This is a genomic window from Pseudarthrobacter sp. CCNWLW217 (assembly GCF_037203985.1).
Lineage (GTDB): Bacteria > Actinomycetota > Actinomycetes > Actinomycetales > Micrococcaceae > Arthrobacter.
Genome location: NZ_JBBCBT010000026.1, coordinates 1 through 20621, shown reverse-complemented (window position 1 = coordinate 20621; position 20621 = coordinate 1). Strand labels below are relative to the sequence as shown.

Below are 20621 nucleotides of genomic sequence, written 5' to 3'. Positions count from 1 at the left end.
TGGTCGCCGTCACCGGCAATAGCCACCGTTGTAGCGGAAGGCCATAGCGCCGATCGGAGCGGGCGCGAGCCGAATGCATTCGCCTCTGCCGTGAGCAATTGTCGCTTGAATCGCGATTTGCACAGCAGACGCTGCGCAGGCACTCAAGCCAACCGGCGATCCAGAAGCCAGGTATCCGCACACATAGAGAACGCCGGATGCTACCCGTGAATGTGCAGTCTCGGCCTTATTGAATTCCACGACAGGGAATATCCCAACCCAGCTAAATTGAGGATCGGCAACCACGGGAAACACGGTCGCCGGTCCGACATCAATGTGCTGGATGAGGCGGTTCCCTGAGGATGTGTATTTGGTAGGAACCGGCTGTCCGGCGGCATCACGGGCCCAAGGGGCAGCAATATGGTTGACGACGTGCCCGCTGCCGTCCATGACCACAGCCGATCCGTCGCTTGCAACGACGACTTCCGCAGGTTGGCCATTAAGTGTTAGGTCAAAGCCGAAGGATCGTGGTGCAGTTTCATTGTTGATCACGACGAAACCGGCTCCTGATTCATCACCGCGCCGGGCAAAAACGTAGGCGTGCCCCCTATCCACGGTCACCGTTGCGGCCTCGACATTACCCTTCCACTGCTTGACTGCCTTCCGTTTTGGGTTCGACGCCGGCTGGACCGTTAGTCGCAGACCGCCGGCTGCGACGATACTCATCGAACCGCCATCCCCGAATTCGATCATTTGCGCTTTGGTTTCAGGCAGCGCTTGAGGTGACGATTGGCTCTGTGCGCTCTCGAAGGGTCTGGACGCTAGTACTTGCTCCAAAGGGTTTTGATCCTGAGTGGCCGACGCATTCGCCGCTGGTGACGTCGCCGCTAGGCCCACGATGGCAATGGCCAGGGCCGATGTTGCAGCCAAGCCCTTCCGAGCAATCAAGACACGCATTTCCATCAATCCCCCAGTCTTCTGTGGCTCCGCTAAATGGGAACCGTGCAGGAAGACTAAGGTCGGGAAATGGTGCCTAGGTGCTGAATTCTGCGAAATAGGTACAACATTTGGCAAATCTAAGTGACCAACGAGCCATCTACTGGCGAGACCAACCTCAGACAGAAGCGCGAAGCCTCCCATAAGGGGTTGCGAGGCTGTTAACTTTGTACTTCCGTTGGCGTCGCGCACGGACGGTGCTGGTGCTCGGCGGGAGCGCCAGCACTGACGGCGGAAGGGCAGTCAGCGCTCTGGGCTTCCGCTTCCTCAATGCTTCCGGGCTTCCCGTTGAAGGCACTGGGCGGAACCTTGGCGCGATCTCCTTCGTAACCGGAGATTTGCTCCCTGGGTTGGTCGCAATGGAACTGGTGGACGAAACCCCGGTGTCCTCGGCATGAATGGGTTCCGTGACGTCGCCTGTGGGCCCAGGCCGATGCACTCTGGGTACAGGACCTGTTTACAAGAGGACCTCGGGCGGTGTGGGTGGCCATCCAAAGACAACCTGCACCATGGGGGTGAGCAGCATCAACCACTCGACGACGATCTACAAACATGTCTGGTGGGGCCCGCAAAGAGTTGGAGGTCCATTCAATGCCGTGAACTACGGTCAATCCAAACTCGAACAGAAAAATGCTGCTGTGGCCTGCGCCGATGACCGCAACACGACATTCCGGATGGTGACACGCGGAACGGTCATCTACGCTGGCAGAACCTATATCGCTTCCGCGTACGACGAAGCAACTTTAGCTTGCGGAACTAGTCATTAGCGCAGACCTTCTGGCCGGCGCTACTTGGGTCCAGCCAGAAGGTCACTAATGAACTTGTTGGGTGGCTCGAGCCTGCGCCGTCAGCCAACACGTAGCATCAGGGTGCCATCCTGCCAGTACGGCGTAATGCGACTCATCGATGGGAATGGACTCATAGGATGCCGAAAGGTAACCACCAAAAGACACATGCACCGCATCCCAATCTTGAGCAACTCGACGCCAGTCAGGAAGCAGCAAGTGCGCCCCAGGATTGGGCGGAGGCCCCCAGTCAAACGTCAAGAATCCTTCGCCTATTCGGGGGTACGTGGCCACGAGCCTTGACCAATCCTCCCGTGTATGGACATCGAAGATCCTTGCCCCTTCCGAGACCTTAACAGACCACAATGAGTCCTGCTCGTCCTTCATCCAGTGATCGTCCGGCGCTGCGGCGATAACGCAAGGAGCACCAAACATTGGTCCACGGCTGCTAACCAAGGCACCAGCCGGAGACACCCACCACGTCGACCCGTCAAGATCAGCCCCCGCCGCAAATTCCATAGCCTCCTCTGTCGTGTGCGCCCCTGGAAAACCGTCCCTAAGATACGCGAACTGGTGATGGAATGAGACAGAATCCGTCCACCACACAAGGCCTGGCCGCTCAGAAATGTCACGTGCAATCCCGGTCAGGGAGTCCTGAGCAGCCCTAAGTATTTCGTCAAACACCCGCCACTCGCTGTCCAAGCCGTGTGCATAGCTATTAACGAACTCCGAGGCAGTAGCGAAAATGGTTGCGTCACGTACTGAGCTGGCCCCCTTCATCCATCGATCCGCCGCTTCGTGGACATGCCGTATGAGCGTGCTGCCAGCGGTACCATCCAGCAACGCAAACCTAAACCGGTGTGGCTCGAGGCCCGCTATCTTCGCAAGCAGTGATCTTCCGGCGCGCCCTTGAGACCACCACGCCAAAGCGTCACCATTCGTAGCCACAGCCCATCCCCCTCCTAATGACCGCCGGACGCAGCTCCCGCGCATCCAGCCCACCCCGAGCATAGACGGATCCCTACCAGCTAGGTGGTGCCTGAGGCCAAAATGAGTGGTCCACAGCATCCTGTTAGGTGGTTCATGCCAGGAACAGATTTTGCATTCTTGCCTGACCCTGGCGTCTCTTCGTTTAACGGGCTGTCGCGGGAAAACGATGGCTCGCGGCTATGAGGATCAGAAAGATCAGCTGGAAGGCGGGGCTCCAGCTGATTCGTCTTGAATCGTCGCCGAGACGATTTCCAGACCTTCAGACTGCCTCGTTAGCTAAAAGGGTGATCATATCCGGCACGAGGGGAACGCCTCTTGCCCGGAGACCGCGCCGCGCCGCTGACGGAACGAACTTGCCGCCGCTGACGATGACGATTCCACCTCCTGCGACCACCGTGACAGCTTCAGCTCGCCCGTCGTCAGTCCCCTCCCGCAGGGATGCCCCACGACAGGGAACATTGCCAGCTTTCAGATGAGGCAAACGTCCACGCCGCCTCGGACCTTCCCTATAAACCAACGGCCCCCTTGACTGCCACCCCGACCTTCCCTAAACTTTTCATAAAGCAGAATCTAAATTCCACAAAGCGGAAACTAAGCTAAGAGTGAAGCGGCGGGAAGATAGATCAACGCCCTCCCCGGAAGGACCCACGATGACGTACACAGTGAACTGCTCCATCCTCCTGACGGAGCTGCCGTTGCTCGAGCGCCCCGCAGCCGCGAAGGCAGCCGGTTTTGACGCCGTCGAGTTCTGGTGGCCCTTCGAAACCTCCGTCCCCACCGACGCCCAGGTCACCGAATTTGAGAACGCCATCAAGGACGCAGGCGTTCAGCTCACCGGCCTGAATTTCAACGCCGGGAACATGCCCGGCGGTGACCGTGGCCTGGTCTCCTGGCCCGCACGCTCCACCGAATTCCAAGACAACATCGACGTTGTTGCGGGCATCGGCGAGCGCCTCGGCTGCAAGGCCTTCAACGCCCTCTACGGCAATCGCGTGGACGGGGAATCGGCTGAGAAGCAGGACGCCATCGGCGCCGAAAACCTTGCGACGGCGGCTGCCGGCGTCGCGCGCATCGGCGGTACCGTCCTCCTCGAACCGGTCAGCGGCGCACCCAAGTATCCGCTCCTCACCGCCGCAGACGCACTCAAGGTCATCGACCGCGTCAAGGCGGAATCCGGCGTCGACAACGTCAAGCTCCTCGCCGACTTCTACCACCTGGCGGTCAACGGGGACGACGTCGAATCCGTCATCGAAAACCATGCCAAGGACTTCGGCCACATCCAGATCGCCGACAACCCTGGCCGTGGGGCTCCCGGAACCGGTGAGCTTCCCCTCGGGGAATGGATCGCCCGGAGCCGCGAACTCGGCTACGGGGGCTACATCGGCCTCGAATACAAGGAACCGCAGGAAACTGCCTTCGCCTGGGCCATCCGCCAGCGCGTCAGCCAGTAGCCCCCTCCCAACTGAGTAGCAGCAGATGCTCTTTTGAGCCCTCAAAACGACATCTATTGCTACCTAGTTGGGTAAGTCACCCACAGACTTCAGAAAGAGAACCATCATGAGCAACGTTGCAGTCATCGGACTCGGAATCATGGGCCTGCCCATGGCCATCAACCTGACCAAGGCCGGGCACACGGTCACGGGCTTCAACCGCAGCCAGGACAAGATCGACAAACTCGTCTCCGAAGGCGGCAAGGGCGCCACCAGCATCGCGGACGCAGTGAAGGACTCCGACGTCGTCATCACCATGGTGCCGGACTCCCCGGATGTCGAGGGTGTGGTCAGCGGCCCGGACGGCGTCTTCGCCAACGCGAAGCAGGGCACGTTGTGGATTGACGCGTCCAGCATCCGCCCCGACGTCGCCAAGCGCCTCTCCGACGAAGCCCGGGAAGCCGGCCTCCGCCCCCTGGACGCCCCGGTGTCCGGCGGCGAACAGGGCGCCATCGACGCCGTCCTGTCCATCATGGTCGGCGGCGACAAAGAGGACTTCGAGGCAGCCCAGGACGTCCTCAATGCCGTGGGCAAAACCATCGTCCACGTCGGCCCCTCCGGCTCAGGCCAGACCGTCAAGGCAGCCAACCAGCTGATCGTCGCCGTCAACATCCAGGTCCTCGGCGAGGCGATCGCTTTCCTTGAGGCCTACGGCGTGGACACCGACGCCGCCCTCAAGGTCCTCGGCGGCGGCCTGGCCGGCTCCAAGGTCCTGGACCAGAAGGGCCAGAAGATGCTGGACCGCAACTTCGACCCCGGCTTCCGCCTCGCCCTCCACCACAAGGACCTCGGCATCGTCACCTCGGCCGCCCGCGAAGCCAACGTCGCCGTCCCCCTCGGCGCCGTCGTCGCACAACTCGTCGCCGCCACCGTCAACCAGGGCGACGGCGGACTGGACCACTCAGGACTCTTCAAGCAGGTCCTCAAACTCAGCGGCCGCGAGTAAGCACCCCGGCGCTAAGGCGCCAACAGAGACATAAGCAGGGAAACCCGCCGTCGTACATTACGACGGCGGTTCCCCCAGCACACCCCAAAACAGCCCCAAAGGGCCCCAAAGTTTCCCAAGGAGCACACCATGAGCAAGATGCGTACCGTTGATGCAGCGGTTGCCATCCTGGAAAAGGAAGGCGCCATCGAGGCGTTCGGCCTGCCAGGCGCGGCAATCAATCCCTTCTATTCCGCCATGCGCGCCCACGGCGGCATCCGCCACACCCTGGCCCGCCACGTCGAAGGCGCCAGCCACATGGCCGACGGGTACTCCCGGGCCAAGGACGGCAACATCGGCATCTGTATCGGCACCTCCGGGCCCGCCGGCACCGACATGATCACCGGGCTTTACGCCGCCTGGGCCGACTCCATCCCCATGCTTTGCATCACCGGCCAGGCCCCCGTGGCCAAGCTGCACAAGGAAGACTTCCAGGCCGTGGACATCGAGTCCATCGCCAAGCCCGTCACCAAGATGGCCATGACCGTACTGGAGCCCGGCCAGGTCCCCGGTGCCTTCCAGAAGGCCTTCCAGCTGATGCGCTCCGGCCGTCCGGGCCCTGTGTTGCTGGACCTGCCCATCGACGTGCAGCTGGCCGAGATCGAATTCGACATCGACACCTACGAGCCACTGCCCATCGAAAAGCCCAAGGCCAGCCGCAAGCAGCTGGAAAAGGCCCTGGACATGCTGACAGCCGGCGAGCGCCCGCTGATCGTGGCCGGCGGCGGCATCATCAACGCCGGTGCGTCCGCACAGCTGGTGGAACTGGCCGAGATCCTGAACGTCCCTGTGATTCCCACCCTGATGGGCTGGGGCTCCATCGCCGATGACCACCCGCTGATGGCCGGCATGGTGGGCCTGCAGACCTCGCACCGCTACGGCAACGAGAACTACCTGCGCAGCGACTTCGTGATCGGAATCGGCAACCGCTGGGCCAACCGCCACACCGGCGGCCTCGACACCTACACGGCAGGCCGCAAGTTCGTGCACATCGACATCGAGCCCACCCAGATCGGCCGGGTGTTCTCGCCGGACCTGGGCATCGCGTCCGACGCCGGTGCGGCGCTGTCCGGGCTGATCGACCTCGCCCGCGAGCGTCGCGCGGCTAACTCCCTGCCGGACTACTCGAGCTGGGTCGCCGAATGCGCCGAGCGCAAGGCATCCCTGCACCGCAAGACGCACTTCGAAAACATCCCCATCAAGCCGCAGCGGGTGTACGAGGAGATGAACAAGTCCTTCGGCCGCGACACCATCTATGTGTCCACCATCGGCCTGTCCCAGATCGCCGGCGCGCAGATGCTGCACGTTTTCGGACCCCGCAAGTGGATCAACGCCGGCCAGGCAGGTCCACTGGGCTGGACCGCCCCCGCTGCCCTCGGCGTCGTTCGCGGCATGCCGGACGAAACCGTGGTTGCCCTGTCCGGCGACTACGACTTCCAGTTCATGATCGAGGAACTGGCCGTAGGCGCGCAGTTCAACCTGCCGTACATCCACGTGGTGGTGAACAACTCCTACCTGGGCCTGATCCGGCAGTCGCAGCGCGGTTTCAACATGGAGCAGAACGTGTCCCTGGCGTTCGATAACGTCAACAGCGCGGACTTGTCCGAAAACGCACGCGGGTACGGCGTGGACCACCTCAAGGTGGCCGAAGGCCTGGGCTGCAAGGCCGTCAGGGTGGAGGACCCCAACGACCTCGCTGCCGCGTTCGACAAGGCCAAGGCCCTCATGGGCGAGTTCCAGGTGCCCGTGGTGGTGGAAGTGATCCTGGAAAAGATCACCAACATCTCCATGGGCGTGGAAATCAACGCCGTGAACGAGTTCGAGGAACTGGCCGAGTCCGCTGCGGACGCCCCCACCGCCATCCTGGCGCTGCAGGCCTAACATGCGGATCGTGATCGCGCCGGACAAGTTCAAGGGATCGTTGTCGGCTCCGGACGTCTGCAGGTACCTGGAAAGGGGCCTGCAGGCGGCCGCCGGCAATAACCTGGATATCCTCCGGATTCCCGTGGCCGACGGCGGCGAAGGCACTCTCGATGCCGCCGTCGGCTCCGGCTTCACCCGCCAGAGTGCCACGGTCAGCGGCCCCACCGGCCAGCCGGTCGAGGCGGACTTTGCCGTCCGCGGCCACGAGGCCGTCATCGAAATGGCAGCGGCCTCGGGCCTGGCCCTCGTGCCGCAAGTGGCAAGCGGCGGGCAGCCGGATTCAGCCAGTGCCACCACGGCTACCAGCCTGGGCACCGGCCAGCTGATCCGCGCAGCGCTGGACGCCGGTTGCCGCAGAATCGTGCTGGGCGTCGGGGGCAGCGCGAATACCGACGGCGGTGCCGGGCTCCTGCAGGGACTCGGCGCCAGGTTCCTGGACGCCACGGGCAACGAACTGCCCGCCGGCGGTGCCGCGCTGGCCAACCTGCACCGCATCGACTTCACCGGGTTTGAACCGCGCTTGGTGGAAACACGCTTTGTGCTGGCGTCCGACGTCGACAACCCCCTGCTGGGCCCCCAGGGCGCCGCGGCGGTTTTCGGCCCGCAAAAGGGCGCCACACCCCAGGATGTCGAACTGCTCGACACCGCCCTGGCCAGGTTTGTCCAAGTCCTGGCCAGGGAAATCGGATTCCGCGCCGAGCGCGCGGCGGAAGCACCCGGCGCCGGGGCAGCCGGCGGTGTGGGCTACGCGGCTATCGCGGTCCTCGCGGCTTCGCGCCGGCCGGGCATCGACGTCGTCCTTGAATTCACCCAGCTGGCCCACCGCATAGCGGGGGCAGACCTGGTGATCACCGGCGAAGGCAGCCTGGACGAACAAAGCCTGCTGGGCAAGACGCCCATGGGCGTGGCCCGGGCCGCAGCCGCTGCCGGGGTTCCGGTGGTGGCCGTCTGCGGGCGCACCACGCTTTCTCCGGACCAGCAGCAGGATTCTGGTTTCCGGCAGGTCTACCCACTGACCGCCCTGGAACCCAAGGTAGATATATGTATAGCTGAAGCAGGGTCCCTGCTTGAACAATTGGGAAAGAACATCCTCGAGGAGCTGGCCAACCCGGCCCCTGCGGATGGCATCGGCACAAAGGAGCCCCTGAATGTCTGAAGAACGCTTTGACCTGGTCATCCGTGGGCAGCGCATCCTGACCACCGCCGGCATCGCGCCTCGCGAGGTGGGCGTGCGCGGCGGCAAAATCGTTGCGATCGAACCGCTCGGCAACGGCCTCGCGGGCGCCGAAGTTGTGGAACTGGCCGACGACGAGATCCTGCTCCCCGGCCTGGTGGACACCCACGTCCACGTCAACGAGCCCGGCCGCACCGAGTGGGAGGGCTTCGCGTCCGCCACCCGGGCAGCCGCTGCGGGCGGCGTCACCACCATCATCGACATGCCGCTGAACTCCATCCCGCCCACCACCAACGTGGACGGCCTCAAGCTCAAGCGCGAGGTGGCGGAGGACCAGGCGTTCGTGGACGTCGGGTTCTGGGGCGGCGCCATCCCCGGCAACAAGGCTGACCTCCGCCCGCTGCACGACGAGGGCGTGTTCGGGTTCAAGTGCTTCCTGCTTCACTCCGGCGTGGACGAATTCCCGCACCTGGATGCTGACGAGATGGAGGAGGACATGGCCGAGCTCAAGTCCTTCGACTCGCTGATGATCGTGCACGCCGAAGACTCCCACGCGATCGACCACGCGCCCCACCCCGGCGGCGACCAGTACTCCACCTTCCTGGCCTCCCGCCCGCGCGGCGCCGAGAATAAGGCCATCGCCGAGGTCATCGAGCGGACCCGCTGGACCGGCGCCCGCGCGCATATCCTGCACCTCTCGTCATCGGACGCGCTGCCCATGATCGCTTCGGCAAAACGCGACGGCGTCCACCTCACCGTGGAGACCTGCCCGCACTACCTGACGCTGATGGCCGAGGAGATCCCCAACGGAGCCACCGCGTACAAGTGCTGCCCGCCCATCCGCGAGGCGTCCAATCGCGAGCTGCTCTGGAAGGGCCTGCAGGACGGCACCATCGACTGCATCGTCTCGGACCATTCCCCCTCCACCCTTGACCTGAAGGACCTCGAAAACGGGGACTTCGCCGTGGCCTGGGGCGGCGTTTCGTCGCTGCAGCTGGGGCTGTCCCTGATCTGGACAGAAGCCCGGCACCGCGGCATCCCGCTGGAGCAGGTGGTGTCCTGGATGGCCGAGAAGCCGGCCGCCCTGGCCCGCCTCTCCAACAAGGGCCAGCTCGCCCTTGGGTATGACGCCGACTTCGCCGTCTTCGCCCCGGACGAGGCCTTCGTGGTGGACGTCTCCAAGCTCAAGCACAAGAACCCCATCACTCCGTACGACGGCAAGGCGCTCTCCGGCGTGGTCCGCAGGACCTTCCTCCGGGGGACCGTTGTGGACGGCCAGACACCCACGGGCAAGCTGATCCGCCGCGGCGGGGTCTGAGGCCCGCATCCATGGCTGTCCAGGTACATTCCCCTCGGGGCATATGTGGGCGGCCGGCCCTCCAGGCCGATCCGCCCTCGGGCCGCGGCCAGTCCGCGCTGGCTGCGAGGGGCCTAGCCGTCTGGGTCAGCCCGGAACCGGGGACGACGATCGACCCCGACGTCCTTGCCCGCGCCGCCCGGCTGCTGCTGGAGCGTGCCCTGAAGTTTGCTCCGGAGGCGGAAGTCCACTGGCCTGCCGCCGGGGCTGCCACGTCCGCCGTCGGGACTTCTCCGGCCAGAACGCTCCCTGGGGAGGGGGCACCGGCCGGACCCGACGGCGGCACTCCCGCGCCGTCGTCGTCCATCTCGGAGGACTCCCCGCACACGGACGACGACGGCGCCTCCTTCCCTGCCCCTGCTGGCCTTCCTGCGGTTGGCCTTCCACCTGCGGTGGGACCGGTCAGCCGCGTGGCTGTTGACCTCGCCACGGACCAGGTACTGCTGGACGGCCGTCCGGTGAACCTCACGGGCGTGGAATTCAAGGTCCTCCGCTACCTTGTGGAGAACTGTTCCCGCGCCATTGGACGTGAGGAGTTGCAGCACTTCCTCGAATCGTTTGAAAGTCCCGGGGCGTCGGCCCGCTCCATCGATGTGTATGTGGGGCGCGTGCGCCGGAAGCTGGGCAACGCCCGGCACGCAGTGGCCACGGTCCGGGGCGGCGGGTACCAGTTCGTCCCCGGCGCTTGCGCCACCGTCCGCGGCCCGGCCGAATACTCCATCTGAGACCAATCCAAGGAGCACCATGACCGTGATCGACCAGGCCACCACGGCCGTCACCCATCCAGCACACCCCGGCACTGCCCTCACCGGCCGGCTACAGCCCGGTGCCCCGGCCCCGGACTTCACCTTGCCAGATGCCGCCGGACGGGCCGTGTCCCTTGCGGACTACCGTGGGAGAAACGTGATCGTCTACTTCTACCCCAAGGCTGCCACCCCTGGTTGCACCACCGAGGCCTGCGACTTCCGCGACAACCTGGCCTCACTGCAGGGCTCCGGCTACGAGGTCATCGGCATTTCGCCGGACAGCCCGGCAGCGCTGGCCGAATTCACCGGGGACTTCGCGCTGAACTTCCCGTTACTCTCGGACCAGGACAGCGCCGTCGCACTGGCCTTCGGCGCCTGGGGCGAGAAGGTCCTCAACGGTGAAATTACGGAGGGTGTGCTGCGCTCTACCGTGGTTATTGATGCTGCGGGCGCTGTGGTGCTGGCCCGCTACCATGTGGACGCGCAGGGTCACGTCGCCGCGCTCCGCGACGAGCTGGGACTCTAGCACCCAACGCTCTCTCACTACCTACAAGGAAAGCGCCCAACGCTGGCATCTCCTGCTTGTCACGCCGGGCAGGCTTTTGGTGGGCCAACGACGGCGTCGGCCCGGCCCGTCTAGGCGCTACACGGCGGTCACCGGTCTGGCCAGCGGAATACAGCATGTGACGCCGGAGTTGTTCCTTGTGCGGGAAAGCCGCTTCACTTGTTGTTTGCCTGTAATTGACAGAGTCTGCCAAAGGAATGCCATGAGCCACACCCTGACCACCAAGCTTCAGCCCGGTACGCAGGCCCCTGACTTCACCCTCCAGGACGCCAAGGGCCGCCAGACTGCCCTCGCCGATTACCGAGGCAAGAACGTCATCGTCTACTTCTACCCCAAGGCAGCCACCCCCGGCTGCACCACCGAGGCCTGCGACTTCCGAGACAGCCTCGCCTCCCTTCAGGGCAAAGGCTACGAGGTCATCGGGATCTCCCCCGACGCCCCAGAGGCCCTGGCCGGCTTCACCGGCGATTTCGCCCTGACCTTCCCGCTGCTCTCGGACGAGGACCACGCTGTTGCCTTGGCTTACGGCGCCTGGGGCGAAAAGCTGGTCAACGGCGAAATCACTGAAGGCATCGTCCGTTCCACCGTGGTCCTGGACCCCGAGGGCAAGGTCACCCTGGCGCAGTACCAGGTGAAGGCCGACGGCCACGTGGCTGCGCTGAAGGAAGCCCTGGGCGTCTAGCCCTTCCGCCGCCAGGAACGCTCGCGCAGATCCTGCACCTTTTCACCGAAAGCTCTCGCAGATCCTGCGGGGGCTTTCGGCGTTTGGCGCTGAAGCCCGCGAGTGGCTCCCGGACCGCGAACGCCATCGGCTGGGTAGCGAAGACCACTGCATGGGGAGGCCCATAACGGTCAGGCGTCCCAGGTCATGCGGAGGTGTTTCCCTCGTCGGACAATCTCCAGCGTGTGGGCAGGCCATTCAGCGCGGGCATCACGTCTCCGCGTGCAATGAATCTGTGCCCGGAGTCTTCTTCCGCAGACCACCAGCCTGTCTGCGGGCAGTGATGACCGGTCACGGAAGCCTCCCGGCTGCTGTTGGCACGCAATTCAAGCAAGGTTCGATTTTTCATGGTTTTCCTTCCTTCAGAACGTTCCGGCGTCGATGACAAACCGGTATCGGACATCACTGGCAAGGACCCGGTCAAAGGCGTCGTTGATCCCGCTCGCCCGGATGACCTCGACCTCCGCTCCCAGTCCATGCGCGGCGCAGAAGTCGAGCATTTCCTGGGTCTGCCGGATGCCGCCCATTTTGGATCCGGCAAGGTTGCGTCGAAATCCGGCCAGGGACCAGGTACGTAAGCCGAGGGGCTTGGCGGGCAACCCCACCATGACCATCGTTCCGCCTACGGCAAGCAGCGAAAGGTACTCATCGACGTCGATATCGGCCGAAACCGTATTGATGATCAGATCGAACCGCCCCCTCAAGACCTCGAAGGTAGCGGGGTCGGACGTGGCATAGTAACCCTCCGCTCCCAGGCTGAGCGCGTCTTCCATCTTCTTCAGTGACTGGCTGAGCACCGTAACCTCAGCGCCCAGGGCGGCAGCAATCTTGACGCCCATGTGCCCGAGCCCGCCCATGCCGATGATGGCCACGCGCTTTCCCGGCCCGGCGCCCCAACTGCGCAGCGGCGAGTACATGGTGATGCCCGCGCACAGCAGCGGCGCAGCCGCCTGAAGCGAAATGCCGACAGGAATCCCCAGGACGTAGCTCTCATCCACCACGATGCTGGTGCTGTAGCCGCCTGCAGTCGGCAGCCCGTCCCGGCCGATCGAGTTGTAGGTACTGATCGATCCCGCGAGGCAATGCTGTTCCTCCCCTGCCTGGCAGTTGACGCATTTGCGGCATGAGTCCACGAAACAGCCCACGCCTACGCGGTCGCCCACCGCATAGCGCTTCACCCTGGCTCCCACTGCTTCGACGACACCGGAAATCTCATGGCCAACGACCACCGGATACTTGACCCCTGCCCAGTCGCCCCTCGCCGTGTGGATATCGGAGTGGCAGATCCCTACGAATTTGATCGCGATCCGCACTTCGGACTCGCCGGGATCACGCCGTTCAATGATGCCTGGCTGAAGAGGCTCGGTGGCTGACGTTGCCACATAGGCCTTAGCAATTGTGGTCAATGCTTTCCTCAATCTCGCGGAGGCTTGCGTGGGCCCACGGTGGGGACTAGTTGGAGGGGAAGTTGTAGGAGGCGCCGGAGGCGTGGGTGGGTTCGGGCGTCCAGGTCCGCCCGGCTAGGGCGGAACCACCAGACCGTCGCCAGCCGCAACTCCCCGGACACAGCGCCCGTGGCCGGGTTAAAAACCGGCTGCGTGCGATCGCCCTCGCCGACAGTCTCGGCACCGTTGATGAAGTGGCTGATCTGGGTGAGTGTCGTCGTCGTTGACGTGGTCATAGCGGTATTCCTTACCGGGTGAGCGAGGGCTCAGGAGTCGAAACGAATCCTAGGGACTTATCAACGACGTTTTGCAGCGGTTTGCCGTTGCAGTACAGTTTCAGGTTTTCCACAAAAAGCTTGCCGAGGTCCTCGAGGTAGTCTTCGGTGTCACCGCTCATGTGAGGGGTAATGATGACGTTGTCCATGTCCCAGAGAGCGTGTCCTTCGGGCAGGGGTTCCGGGTGGACCACGTCCAGGGCCGCACCTGCAATGGAACCCGAGGTCAGCGCCTCAGTGAGCGCGGCTGTATCGACCAGTTCACCGCGTCCTACGTTGATCAGCCGGGCAGATGACTTCATCGCCGTAAGGACTTCGACGCCAACCAGTCCCTTGGTTTCAGCCGTCAACGGGGCCGCGAGGACGACGTAATCGTAGTCATGAACGATCCCAGCCAATTCGCCGGAGGCATGGATCCGGCCAAAATCGGCATCCCCGGGACGGGCTGTCCGGCCGGCACCGTCCGTTTTCATTCCGACGGCGCGGAAGAGTCTGCCGATTTCACGTCCGATGGATCCGGTGCCCACCACCAGAGCGCGTTGGCCCTGGATCTTGCGGGTAACGCGATGCTGCCAGCGTTGTTGCTGCTGCAGCCTATATGAACGCTGCGTGTCCTTGGCCATGTCCAGCACGAAACCGAGGGCAAACTCAGCGATGGCCGTGCTGAGGACGCCGCGTGAGTTGGTGTAGGTCACGTCACTGCTGATCAGCTCGTCAAAAAGCAACTGGCTCACACCGGCCGCCGACACATGGATCCACTTCAACGACGCGGCCGCACCCCAGTTCTCCCGCAATGCCGGCGAGAAGGAGTGCCACTGGTACAGAACGTCTGCGCCGTCCATCGCCGTCGCCAGGCCGTCTGCCTTAGTCAGCCTGACTTCGGCCAGCTCCTCGATCTCGGAAAGCCGGGGCGGCAGCGCCTCCCGGTAAAGCGCTGCGACCACAGGCCGCCCGCCTCCTGCAGCACCTGTCATGACGCCGCCACTCGGCCGGAGCTGAGCGTGTAGTGGGCGGACAGAGCATCGATGGAGGTGACGACGGCGGCTGTGAATTCCGACGTCGACGACGTTCCGCCGACGTCCCGGGTGCCGAAGCCGTCCCGGAGCGCCGCCTCAAATGCGGCTTGGAGGTGGGCTGCCGCTTCTGGGTGGCCGAGGTGCTCCAGCATCATTGCACCGGACCAGATCTGGCCTACCGGGTTTGCCAGGCCCTTGCCGGCGATGTCCGGGGCGGAACCGTGGACCGGTTCGAAGAGGGACGGGAAGTTGCCCTCAGGGTTCAGGTTAGCGCTGGGAGCCAGGCCGATGGAGCCCGTCACCGAGCTGCCCAGGTCCGAGAGGATGTCGCCGAAGAGGTTGGACGCCACAATGACGTCGAAGGTCCAGGGCTTCAGGACCAGGTGCGCGGCCAGGGCATCCACCAGTTCGCTGGTCAGGGTCACGCCGGGATATTCACGCACCGTCTCCTCGACGATCTCATCCCAGAAGGGCATGGTGTGGACAATGCCGTTGCTCTTGGTGGCGGACGTCAGGTGCCCACGGCGGGATGCCGCCAAAACCGATGCGAAATGTGCTGCCCGCGAAACTCCCAGCCGGGTAAACACACTCTCCTGCACCGCGCTCTCGTGCGGCAACCCGCGGTACATCCGGCCGCCGACCTCCGAATACTCGCCTTCGTTGTTTTCCCGGACGATGAGCAGGTCGATCGGATGCTTGGCCGCAAGAGGTGATGCGACGCCGTCGAGCGTTTTGACCGGACGCAGGTTGATGTACTGCTGGAATTCACGGCGGATGGGGATGAGCAACCCCCAGAGGGACTCAGCATCGGAGACGTCCGGTGAACCGACAGCGCCGAGGAAGATGGCGTCATGTTTGGCGAGTTGTTCGAGTCCGTCAACGGGCATCATCCGTCCGTGGCGGCCGTAGTAGTCAGATCCCCACTCGAAGTACGTAAACTCCAGGTTCAGGGAATGGACCGCTGCGATCCGCTCGAGGCATTCGATGGCGGCGGGAACAACTTCATTCCCGATGCCATCACCGGCAATTACTGCGATGCTGTGCCTGCTCATGGCGTCCGTTCTGTCAGCCAGCCCGGTTGTTGCCGGCGGGCCGGCTCTCCGAGGTTGATGATGGTGCTCTTGGGTTCAGTCATCTCCAGGACGGCGTACTTGACGCCTTCGCGCCCTACGCCTGACTTCTTGAATCCGCCGAACGGCATTGAATCAATACGGACGTCGCTGGTCTCATTGATGACCACGGCGCCGACGTGCAACCGGTCGGCGATGGCCATCGCAAGGTCGATGGATTGGGTGAAGACGCCCGCCTGGAGACCGAATTCGGAATTGTTCGCTGCATAAATGGCGTCCTGGGCTTCAATGAACGGCATGATGCTGACCACTGGCCCGAACACTTCCTCCCGGATCACCCGGCATTTCGAAGGTACATCGGTCAGGACCGTGGGTTCGTAGTAGGCGCTCCTTCGTTTGCCTCCGGTTTGTACAGTGGCCCCGGCAGCCCTTGCCTCCTCCACCCATTCCTCGACCCGACGGGCCTCATCCTCTGAAATAAGAGGACCGACGTCGGTGTTCCGGTCGAGCTTCGACCCGGTCCTGAGCGCCTTGGTACCGTCGATGACAAGTTGGAGGACCTGCTCGAACAGCGAGATATGTACGTAGACGCGCTGCACGGACAAGCAGTTCTGGCCTGCAACGCCGAACGCTCCGGCCACAATCGCCTTGGCTGCGTGGGCGGCGTCAGCATCCGGGCAGACAATCGTGGCATTGTTGCCGCCGAGTTCCGAGATGATCTTCTTGGCGCCTGCGGCGGCGGCAATGCGGTCCGCAGTCCGGGGACCACCGGTGAAGGAGATCAGATCCACCTGCGGATCCGTCACCAGCGCTTCAGAAACGCCCGGACCGGAAACGATCGCCGCAATACGGCCCGACGGAACACCCGCTTCAAGCAGCAGCTCGACCAGTGCCAGCCCGGACAGCGGGGTGCGGCCCGATGGCTTAAGCACGACGCCGTTGCCTCCAATGAGGGCCGGGCCCAGTTTGTGTGCAACCAGGTTCAGCGGATCATTGAAAGGGGTGATCGCCGCAACGATCCCCACCGGCTTTCGGCTGTACCAGCCGATCTTGTTTCCCCCGGCCAAGCTGTCATCAAAGCCCAGCGTTTCCCCGGTGAGCTCGGTCGAAGCGGCGGCGGAAAGCCGGAGGGTTTCCATGCAACGCCGCACCTCACGCTCCGCCTCGACGATCGTCTTGCTGCTTTCCGCCGCAATGATCTTCGAGAACCGCTCGGACTGCTCGCCCAGAAGCTGCACCGCATTCTCCAGCGCCACGCGGCGTGAACGGAGCGGCCATTCGTCAGTCTGGAGGTGGCGGTAGATGTGCGCGATCGCGCGCCGCACGTCCTGCGGTGTTGAAATGCAGACCCGGCCAAGCAGGATGCCATCTTCGGGATCCCGTGTTTCCATGGTCATATCAGTGGTTTGCCACTGGCCTTCGAAAAAGGCACCGCCAGGAAGGTTGGCCACGTTGACGCGGCCATACCCTGTTTCCTCAGCTGTTTTTGGGCGCGCTTGAGGCGCGGTCGTTGATGAAAGCATAGGAACCCTTACCCTGCCTATTTGACCCGGTCGATGATTTTTGCCGCTGCACCGATGAAGGGCAGGAACCAAGGTGGACCGAAGTGGCCCGGCACGGGCGGATTCTTCAGGTCTTCCCAAACGTTGGCGGACTTGTCCCCGGCCATGTAGTGGGCCATCCTCTTGCCCATGTGGGCGGCCATCTGCACACCGTGTCCGCTGTAGCAGAGGGAGTAGTAGAGTCCGTCGTGGACGCCGGCGTGGACCATCTGGTCCATGGAAAGGTCCACCAGGCCACCCCAGATGTAGTCCACCTTGGCGTTGGAGAGGTAGGGGAAGAGTTCGAGCATGGCCTTGCGCAGGATTTCGGCGCTCTTGACGTCCGAGTCGGGGCTGGACAGCGCAAAACGGGCCCGGCCGCCGAAGAGAAGCCTGTTGTCCGGGGTAATCCGGAAGTAGTAAGTCAGCATCTTGCTGTCCGAGGCCTGACGGCGGTTGGGCAGGATCCGGTTGACCACGTCTTCGGGCAGCGGGTCAGTGACAATGATGAAGCTGCCCACCGGAATGACCCGGCGCTGCATCCATGGCGTGATGTTGCCGGTGTAACCGCTGGTGGCCACCAGGACCTGCTTGGCCCTGGTGATGCCCCGGGTGGTGTGCACGTCATGCACGGTGCCCGAGACCTTTTTCAGCTCGGTTACTGCCGCGTTCTCGCAGATATCCGCTCCGGCGGCAACGGCGACCCCAGCCAGGCCATGCACGAACTTGCCCACGTGCAGACCCGCTCCCAGCGGGTCAACCATCGCGCCCTGGTAGAAGTCCGTGCCGATTTCGCTGTGGATCTCGGACTTCGGGATCACGGTGACGTGATGGTCCGCCAGGTTGGCCAGCTTCTCCTGCGACTTCAGGAAGCCCTCATAGTGGGACTTGTGGAAGGCCAGCGAGAGCTTTCCAAACCGGTTGTAATCACAGTCGATGCCATTGTCATGCACCAGCTTCTCGATGGTGTCGATGGCATCGTTGTATTCCTGGAACATCTCCACGGCACGGGTGGCGCCGTAGCGCTTGACCGCGGTGCTGAAGCTGATAGCCAACCCGGTTGTCGCCATTCCCCCGTTGCGGCCGGATGCGCCCCACCCCACGGTGTGGGTTTCGAAAACGGCAACGGTGGCACCTTGCTTGGCAAATTCCAGGGCCGCGGACAGCCCCGTAAATCCAGCGCCGATGATTGCCACATCGACATTTTCCGGTACCGGAGTCTGCCGGTAGTCTCCGGATGCTTGGGCTGTGTCCAGCCAGTAAGGAATGAGTTTCACGGTTTGACCTTTCGCCTCGAAATCGGTTTAGAGACCGAGGTGCTTGTTGATCTCGTCCAGGGACTTAGCAGTGGTGAGGTCGTAGCCCTCGCCAATGGGGTCATAGCCACGGTCGAGCATCCAGAGGTTCCGGAAGCCCATGTCGTGCATCGGGTGCATGTCATACCGCGTGTGTGAGGAGACGTGCAGGAAGTCCTCCGGCTTGGCATTGAGGGTGTCCAGCATGTATTCGAAGGCCTGGTAGCGCGGCTTGTAGGCCTGGGCCTGCTCGGCGGTGAACACGGCGTGGAAGTCGGCCCCGAGCTTGGGGATGCTGATGTCCAGGAAGCTGGTGTCCGCGTTGGACAGCGCCACCAGCTGGTAGTTATCGCCCATGAGCTTTAGCGGAGCCGGCACGTCTTCGTGCGCAACCCAGCCGCGTACAGCTTCTGCGAATTCTGCGCCGGCACCAGGGGTCGGGCCAATGCCCCAGCGCTTGCACACGCGGTCAAAGGAATCCTGAAGGATCGCCTCGTAAGGCTTGTAATCGCCAAGGACCTCGTCGAACCGGTATCCACGGAACTGCTTCTTGAAGGTTGGCCACTGCTCTTCTGAGATGCGGCCATCAAGCAGGCGGCGGGTGGTGGGATCGATGTCGAAGTTGATGAGCGTGCCGTAGACATCAAAGGAGATGTACTTCGGCCGGTTGTTCGTAGCTGCCATGATTCGTCCGTTCTGTTGCGTCTTGAACGGGAGGCCCGGATGTGTGGCCTGCCGCCTTCCTGTGGTCTGCGCCAGCGGGTTCCTGGGTTCGCCAAAAGGCTCTATTCCCGCTCTTTCTCGACTGTAGATCCGATGATTGTAGATTGTCAACAGTTTCTTAGTGCGATTCCTTCGCAACAAGGCGCCAGTAAAAAATACTCGATTTATTTATCGTCAATTGTTGACAATCTGCGATCTGACCGGTTGCATTGCTGTAGATGCGGAACGAGATCCTGATCACAACCCGCTCGGAGCAACACCAAAGCCTGCCCCCCATCTCAGCAGAGCGACTTCAGCTGAAACCATTCGAAGGGAAGCACCATGAAGACCATCAACAAAATCCAGACGGCAGCCGCAGGGCTCGCTGTTGTATTCGCCCTGAGTGCCTGTGGCGGCGCGGCCACCAGCGCTCCGGGATCTGACTCAAAGACCAACAACACCACCGATATTTCGGAGGGCGTCCAGCCTGATGCTGCTGCTGTGGCACTTTTGCCGCAGTCCTACAAGGACAAGGGCGAACTGACGGTCGCGATGGACCTGCACTACCCGCCGACGACGTTCCTCGCGGAGGACAACACCACCCCGATCGGCCTGAACCCGGACGTGGCACGGCTCATTGCCAAAAAGCTTGACCTGAAGCTGAAGTTCGTGGACACGAAGTTCGACACGATCGTCCCGGGCCTGGACGGCGGCCGGTTCGACTTCACGGCCACGACCATGTCCAAGACCGAAGAGCGGCTCAAGGTCCTGGACATGATCGACTACTTCCAGGCTGGAAACTCCGTGGCAGCAGCCGCCGGGAACCCTCTGAACCTCACCGTTGAAACCCTGTGCGGGAAGAACATCGCCGTCACCCAGGGCTCCACCGGCCAGCTCAAGCGCCTTCCGGCCCTGAGCGAGCAGACCTGCACCTCCAAGGGCCAGCCGGCGATCAACGCCGTGACCCTGCCCAACGTCCAGGAGGCACTGACCCAGCTGCACTCCAAGCGGATCGACGGCGTACTCTACGACACCACGTCGCTCGGATGGGCCCAGAAGCAGCAGCCGGACTCCTTCACCCTCATCGGCCGGGTCAACGTCGGCAACAGCGATGTGACCGCCGTCGGCCTGAAGAAGGACTCCCCGCTGACCCCGGCCATGCAGGCAGCGATCCAGTCCGTCCTTGAGACCCCGGAATACAAGAAGTCCCTGGAGACTTGGGGCCTGGAATCCGGAGCCATCACCGACGCCAAGCTGAACTAGCGGGAGGCCACCATGGTCACAGCTACTAAAGGAAGCAAAGCAACGATGAGTAGCATTGATGCAGCCTTGAAGCCGCGGATTCGGCTTCGGACCCGCTCCGAGTACGCGGGATGGATCCTCAGCATTCTCCTCGGCATCGGGATCCTCACCTCCGTCCTCACTAACCCCAACTTCAAGTGGGGCGTGGTTGCCCAGTACTTCACGCATGAATCGATCCTCCGGGGGCTGATGCTCACGATCTTCCTCACGGTGGCCAGCATGACCCTGGGAACGCTCCTGGGGCTGGGCCTGGCGATCATGCGC

At 63.2% G+C, this 20621-nt stretch carries 18 protein-coding genes and 1 pseudogene; 11 read left to right on the top strand and 8 right to left on the bottom strand.

Annotated elements, in window-relative coordinates; all coding sequences use genetic code 11:
• Nucleotides 1-9: 9 nt before the first annotated feature.
• Nucleotides 10-945, bottom strand: a complete 936-nt coding sequence (locus V9L18_RS20830; protein WP_337349051.1) for a hypothetical protein — start codon at nt 943-945, stop codon at nt 10-12.
• Between the two features lie 227 nt (nt 946-1172).
• Between V9L18_RS20830 and V9L18_RS20825 the strand changes: the two genes are divergently transcribed.
• The 9 genes from V9L18_RS20825 to bcp (V9L18_RS20785) all read left to right on the top strand — a co-directional run bounded on the left by V9L18_RS20825 (nt 1173) and on the right by bcp (V9L18_RS20785) (nt 11672).
• Nucleotides 1173-1373, top strand: coding sequence for a glycerate kinase (locus V9L18_RS20825; RefSeq protein ID WP_337349064.1), 201 nt, complete (start codon nt 1173-1175; stop codon nt 1371-1373).
• 2027 nt (nt 1374-3400) lie between these two features.
• Entirely contained in the window at nt 3401-4201 is an 801-nt protein-coding gene (locus tag V9L18_RS20820; protein ID WP_337349050.1) for a hydroxypyruvate isomerase family protein, read from the top strand.
• A 106-nt stretch (nt 4202-4307) separates the two neighbouring features.
• On the top strand, nt 4308-5186 hold the full coding sequence (locus V9L18_RS20815) for a 2-hydroxy-3-oxopropionate reductase (protein ID WP_337349049.1): 879 nt from the start codon (nt 4308-4310) through the stop codon (nt 5184-5186).
• Nucleotides 5187-5315: 129 nt separating this feature from the next.
• Nucleotides 5316-7106, top strand: coding sequence for a glyoxylate carboligase (gene gcl / locus V9L18_RS20810; protein WP_337349048.1), 1791 nt, complete (start codon nt 5316-5318; stop codon nt 7104-7106).
• 1 nt (nt 7107) lies between these two features.
• On the top strand, nt 7108-8304 hold the full coding sequence (locus V9L18_RS20805; RefSeq protein WP_337349047.1) for a glycerate kinase: 1197 nt from the start codon (nt 7108-7110) through the stop codon (nt 8302-8304).
• Entirely contained in the window at nt 8297-9640 is a 1344-nt protein-coding gene (gene allB, locus V9L18_RS20800; RefSeq protein ID WP_337349046.1) for an allantoinase AllB, read from the top strand. Before V9L18_RS20805 ends, allB begins: the two co-directional genes overlap by 8 nt.
• A gap of 11 nt (nt 9641-9651) precedes the next feature.
• A complete protein-coding gene (locus tag V9L18_RS20795; protein ID WP_337349045.1) occupies nt 9652-10404 on the top strand; it encodes a winged helix-turn-helix domain-containing protein in 753 nt (250 codons plus the stop codon).
• Nucleotides 10405-10423: 19 nt separating this feature from the next.
• Nucleotides 10424-10951, top strand: a complete 528-nt coding sequence (gene bcp / locus V9L18_RS20790) for a thioredoxin-dependent thiol peroxidase (protein WP_337349044.1) — start codon at nt 10424-10426, stop codon at nt 10949-10951.
• Between the two features lie 241 nt (nt 10952-11192).
• Nucleotides 11193-11672, top strand: coding sequence for a thioredoxin-dependent thiol peroxidase (gene bcp / locus V9L18_RS20785; protein WP_337349043.1), 480 nt, complete (start codon nt 11193-11195; stop codon nt 11670-11672).
• A 401-nt stretch (nt 11673-12073) separates the two neighbouring features.
• Here the strand turns inward: bcp (V9L18_RS20785) and V9L18_RS20780 are convergent, their stop codons facing one another.
• The 7 genes from V9L18_RS20780 to V9L18_RS20750 form a co-directional block, all read right to left on the bottom strand.
• Entirely contained in the window at nt 12074-13117 is a 1044-nt protein-coding gene (locus V9L18_RS20780) for an NAD(P)-dependent alcohol dehydrogenase (RefSeq protein WP_376047865.1), read from the bottom strand.
• 8 nt (nt 13118-13125) lie between these two features.
• Nucleotides 13126-13392 carry a hypothetical protein gene (locus V9L18_RS20775; RefSeq protein ID WP_337349067.1) on the bottom strand — a complete coding sequence of 89 codons (267 nt, stop codon included), beginning with the start codon at nt 13390-13392 and terminating at the stop codon, nt 13126-13128.
• Nucleotides 13393-13403: 11 nt separating this feature from the next.
• A complete protein-coding gene (locus V9L18_RS20770; RefSeq protein WP_337349042.1) occupies nt 13404-14405 on the bottom strand; it encodes a D-2-hydroxyacid dehydrogenase in 1002 nt (333 codons plus the stop codon).
• Nucleotides 14402-15499 carry a tartrate dehydrogenase gene (locus tag V9L18_RS20765; RefSeq protein ID WP_337349041.1) on the bottom strand — a complete coding sequence of 366 codons (1098 nt, stop codon included), beginning with the start codon at nt 15497-15499 and terminating at the stop codon, nt 14402-14404. The genes V9L18_RS20770 and V9L18_RS20765 overlap by 4 nt, the downstream gene beginning before the upstream one ends.
• Nucleotides 15496-16914, bottom strand: a complete 1419-nt coding sequence (locus tag V9L18_RS20760) for an aldehyde dehydrogenase family protein (protein ID WP_337349040.1) — start codon at nt 16912-16914, stop codon at nt 15496-15498. The genes V9L18_RS20765 and V9L18_RS20760 overlap by 4 nt, the downstream gene beginning before the upstream one ends.
• A 143-nt stretch (nt 16915-17057) precedes the next feature.
• A complete protein-coding gene (locus V9L18_RS20755; protein ID WP_337349039.1) occupies nt 17058-18335 on the bottom strand; it encodes an NAD(P)/FAD-dependent oxidoreductase in 1278 nt (425 codons plus the stop codon).
• A 27-nt stretch (nt 18336-18362) separates the two neighbouring features.
• On the bottom strand, nt 18363-19037 hold the full coding sequence (locus V9L18_RS20750) for a haloacid dehalogenase type II (protein WP_337349038.1): 675 nt from the start codon (nt 19035-19037) through the stop codon (nt 18363-18365).
• A 360-nt stretch (nt 19038-19397) separates the two neighbouring features.
• On the opposite strand from V9L18_RS20750, the gene V9L18_RS20745 reads away from it, so the two are divergent.
• Both V9L18_RS20745 and V9L18_RS20740 read left to right on the top strand, forming a co-directional pair.
• On the top strand, nt 19398-20318 hold the full coding sequence (locus tag V9L18_RS20745; protein ID WP_337349037.1) for an ABC transporter substrate-binding protein: 921 nt from the start codon (nt 19398-19400) through the stop codon (nt 20316-20318).
• Between the two features lie 45 nt (nt 20319-20363).
• Nucleotides 20364-20621, top strand: a pseudogene (locus V9L18_RS20740) (amino acid ABC transporter permease); the annotation flags it as partial.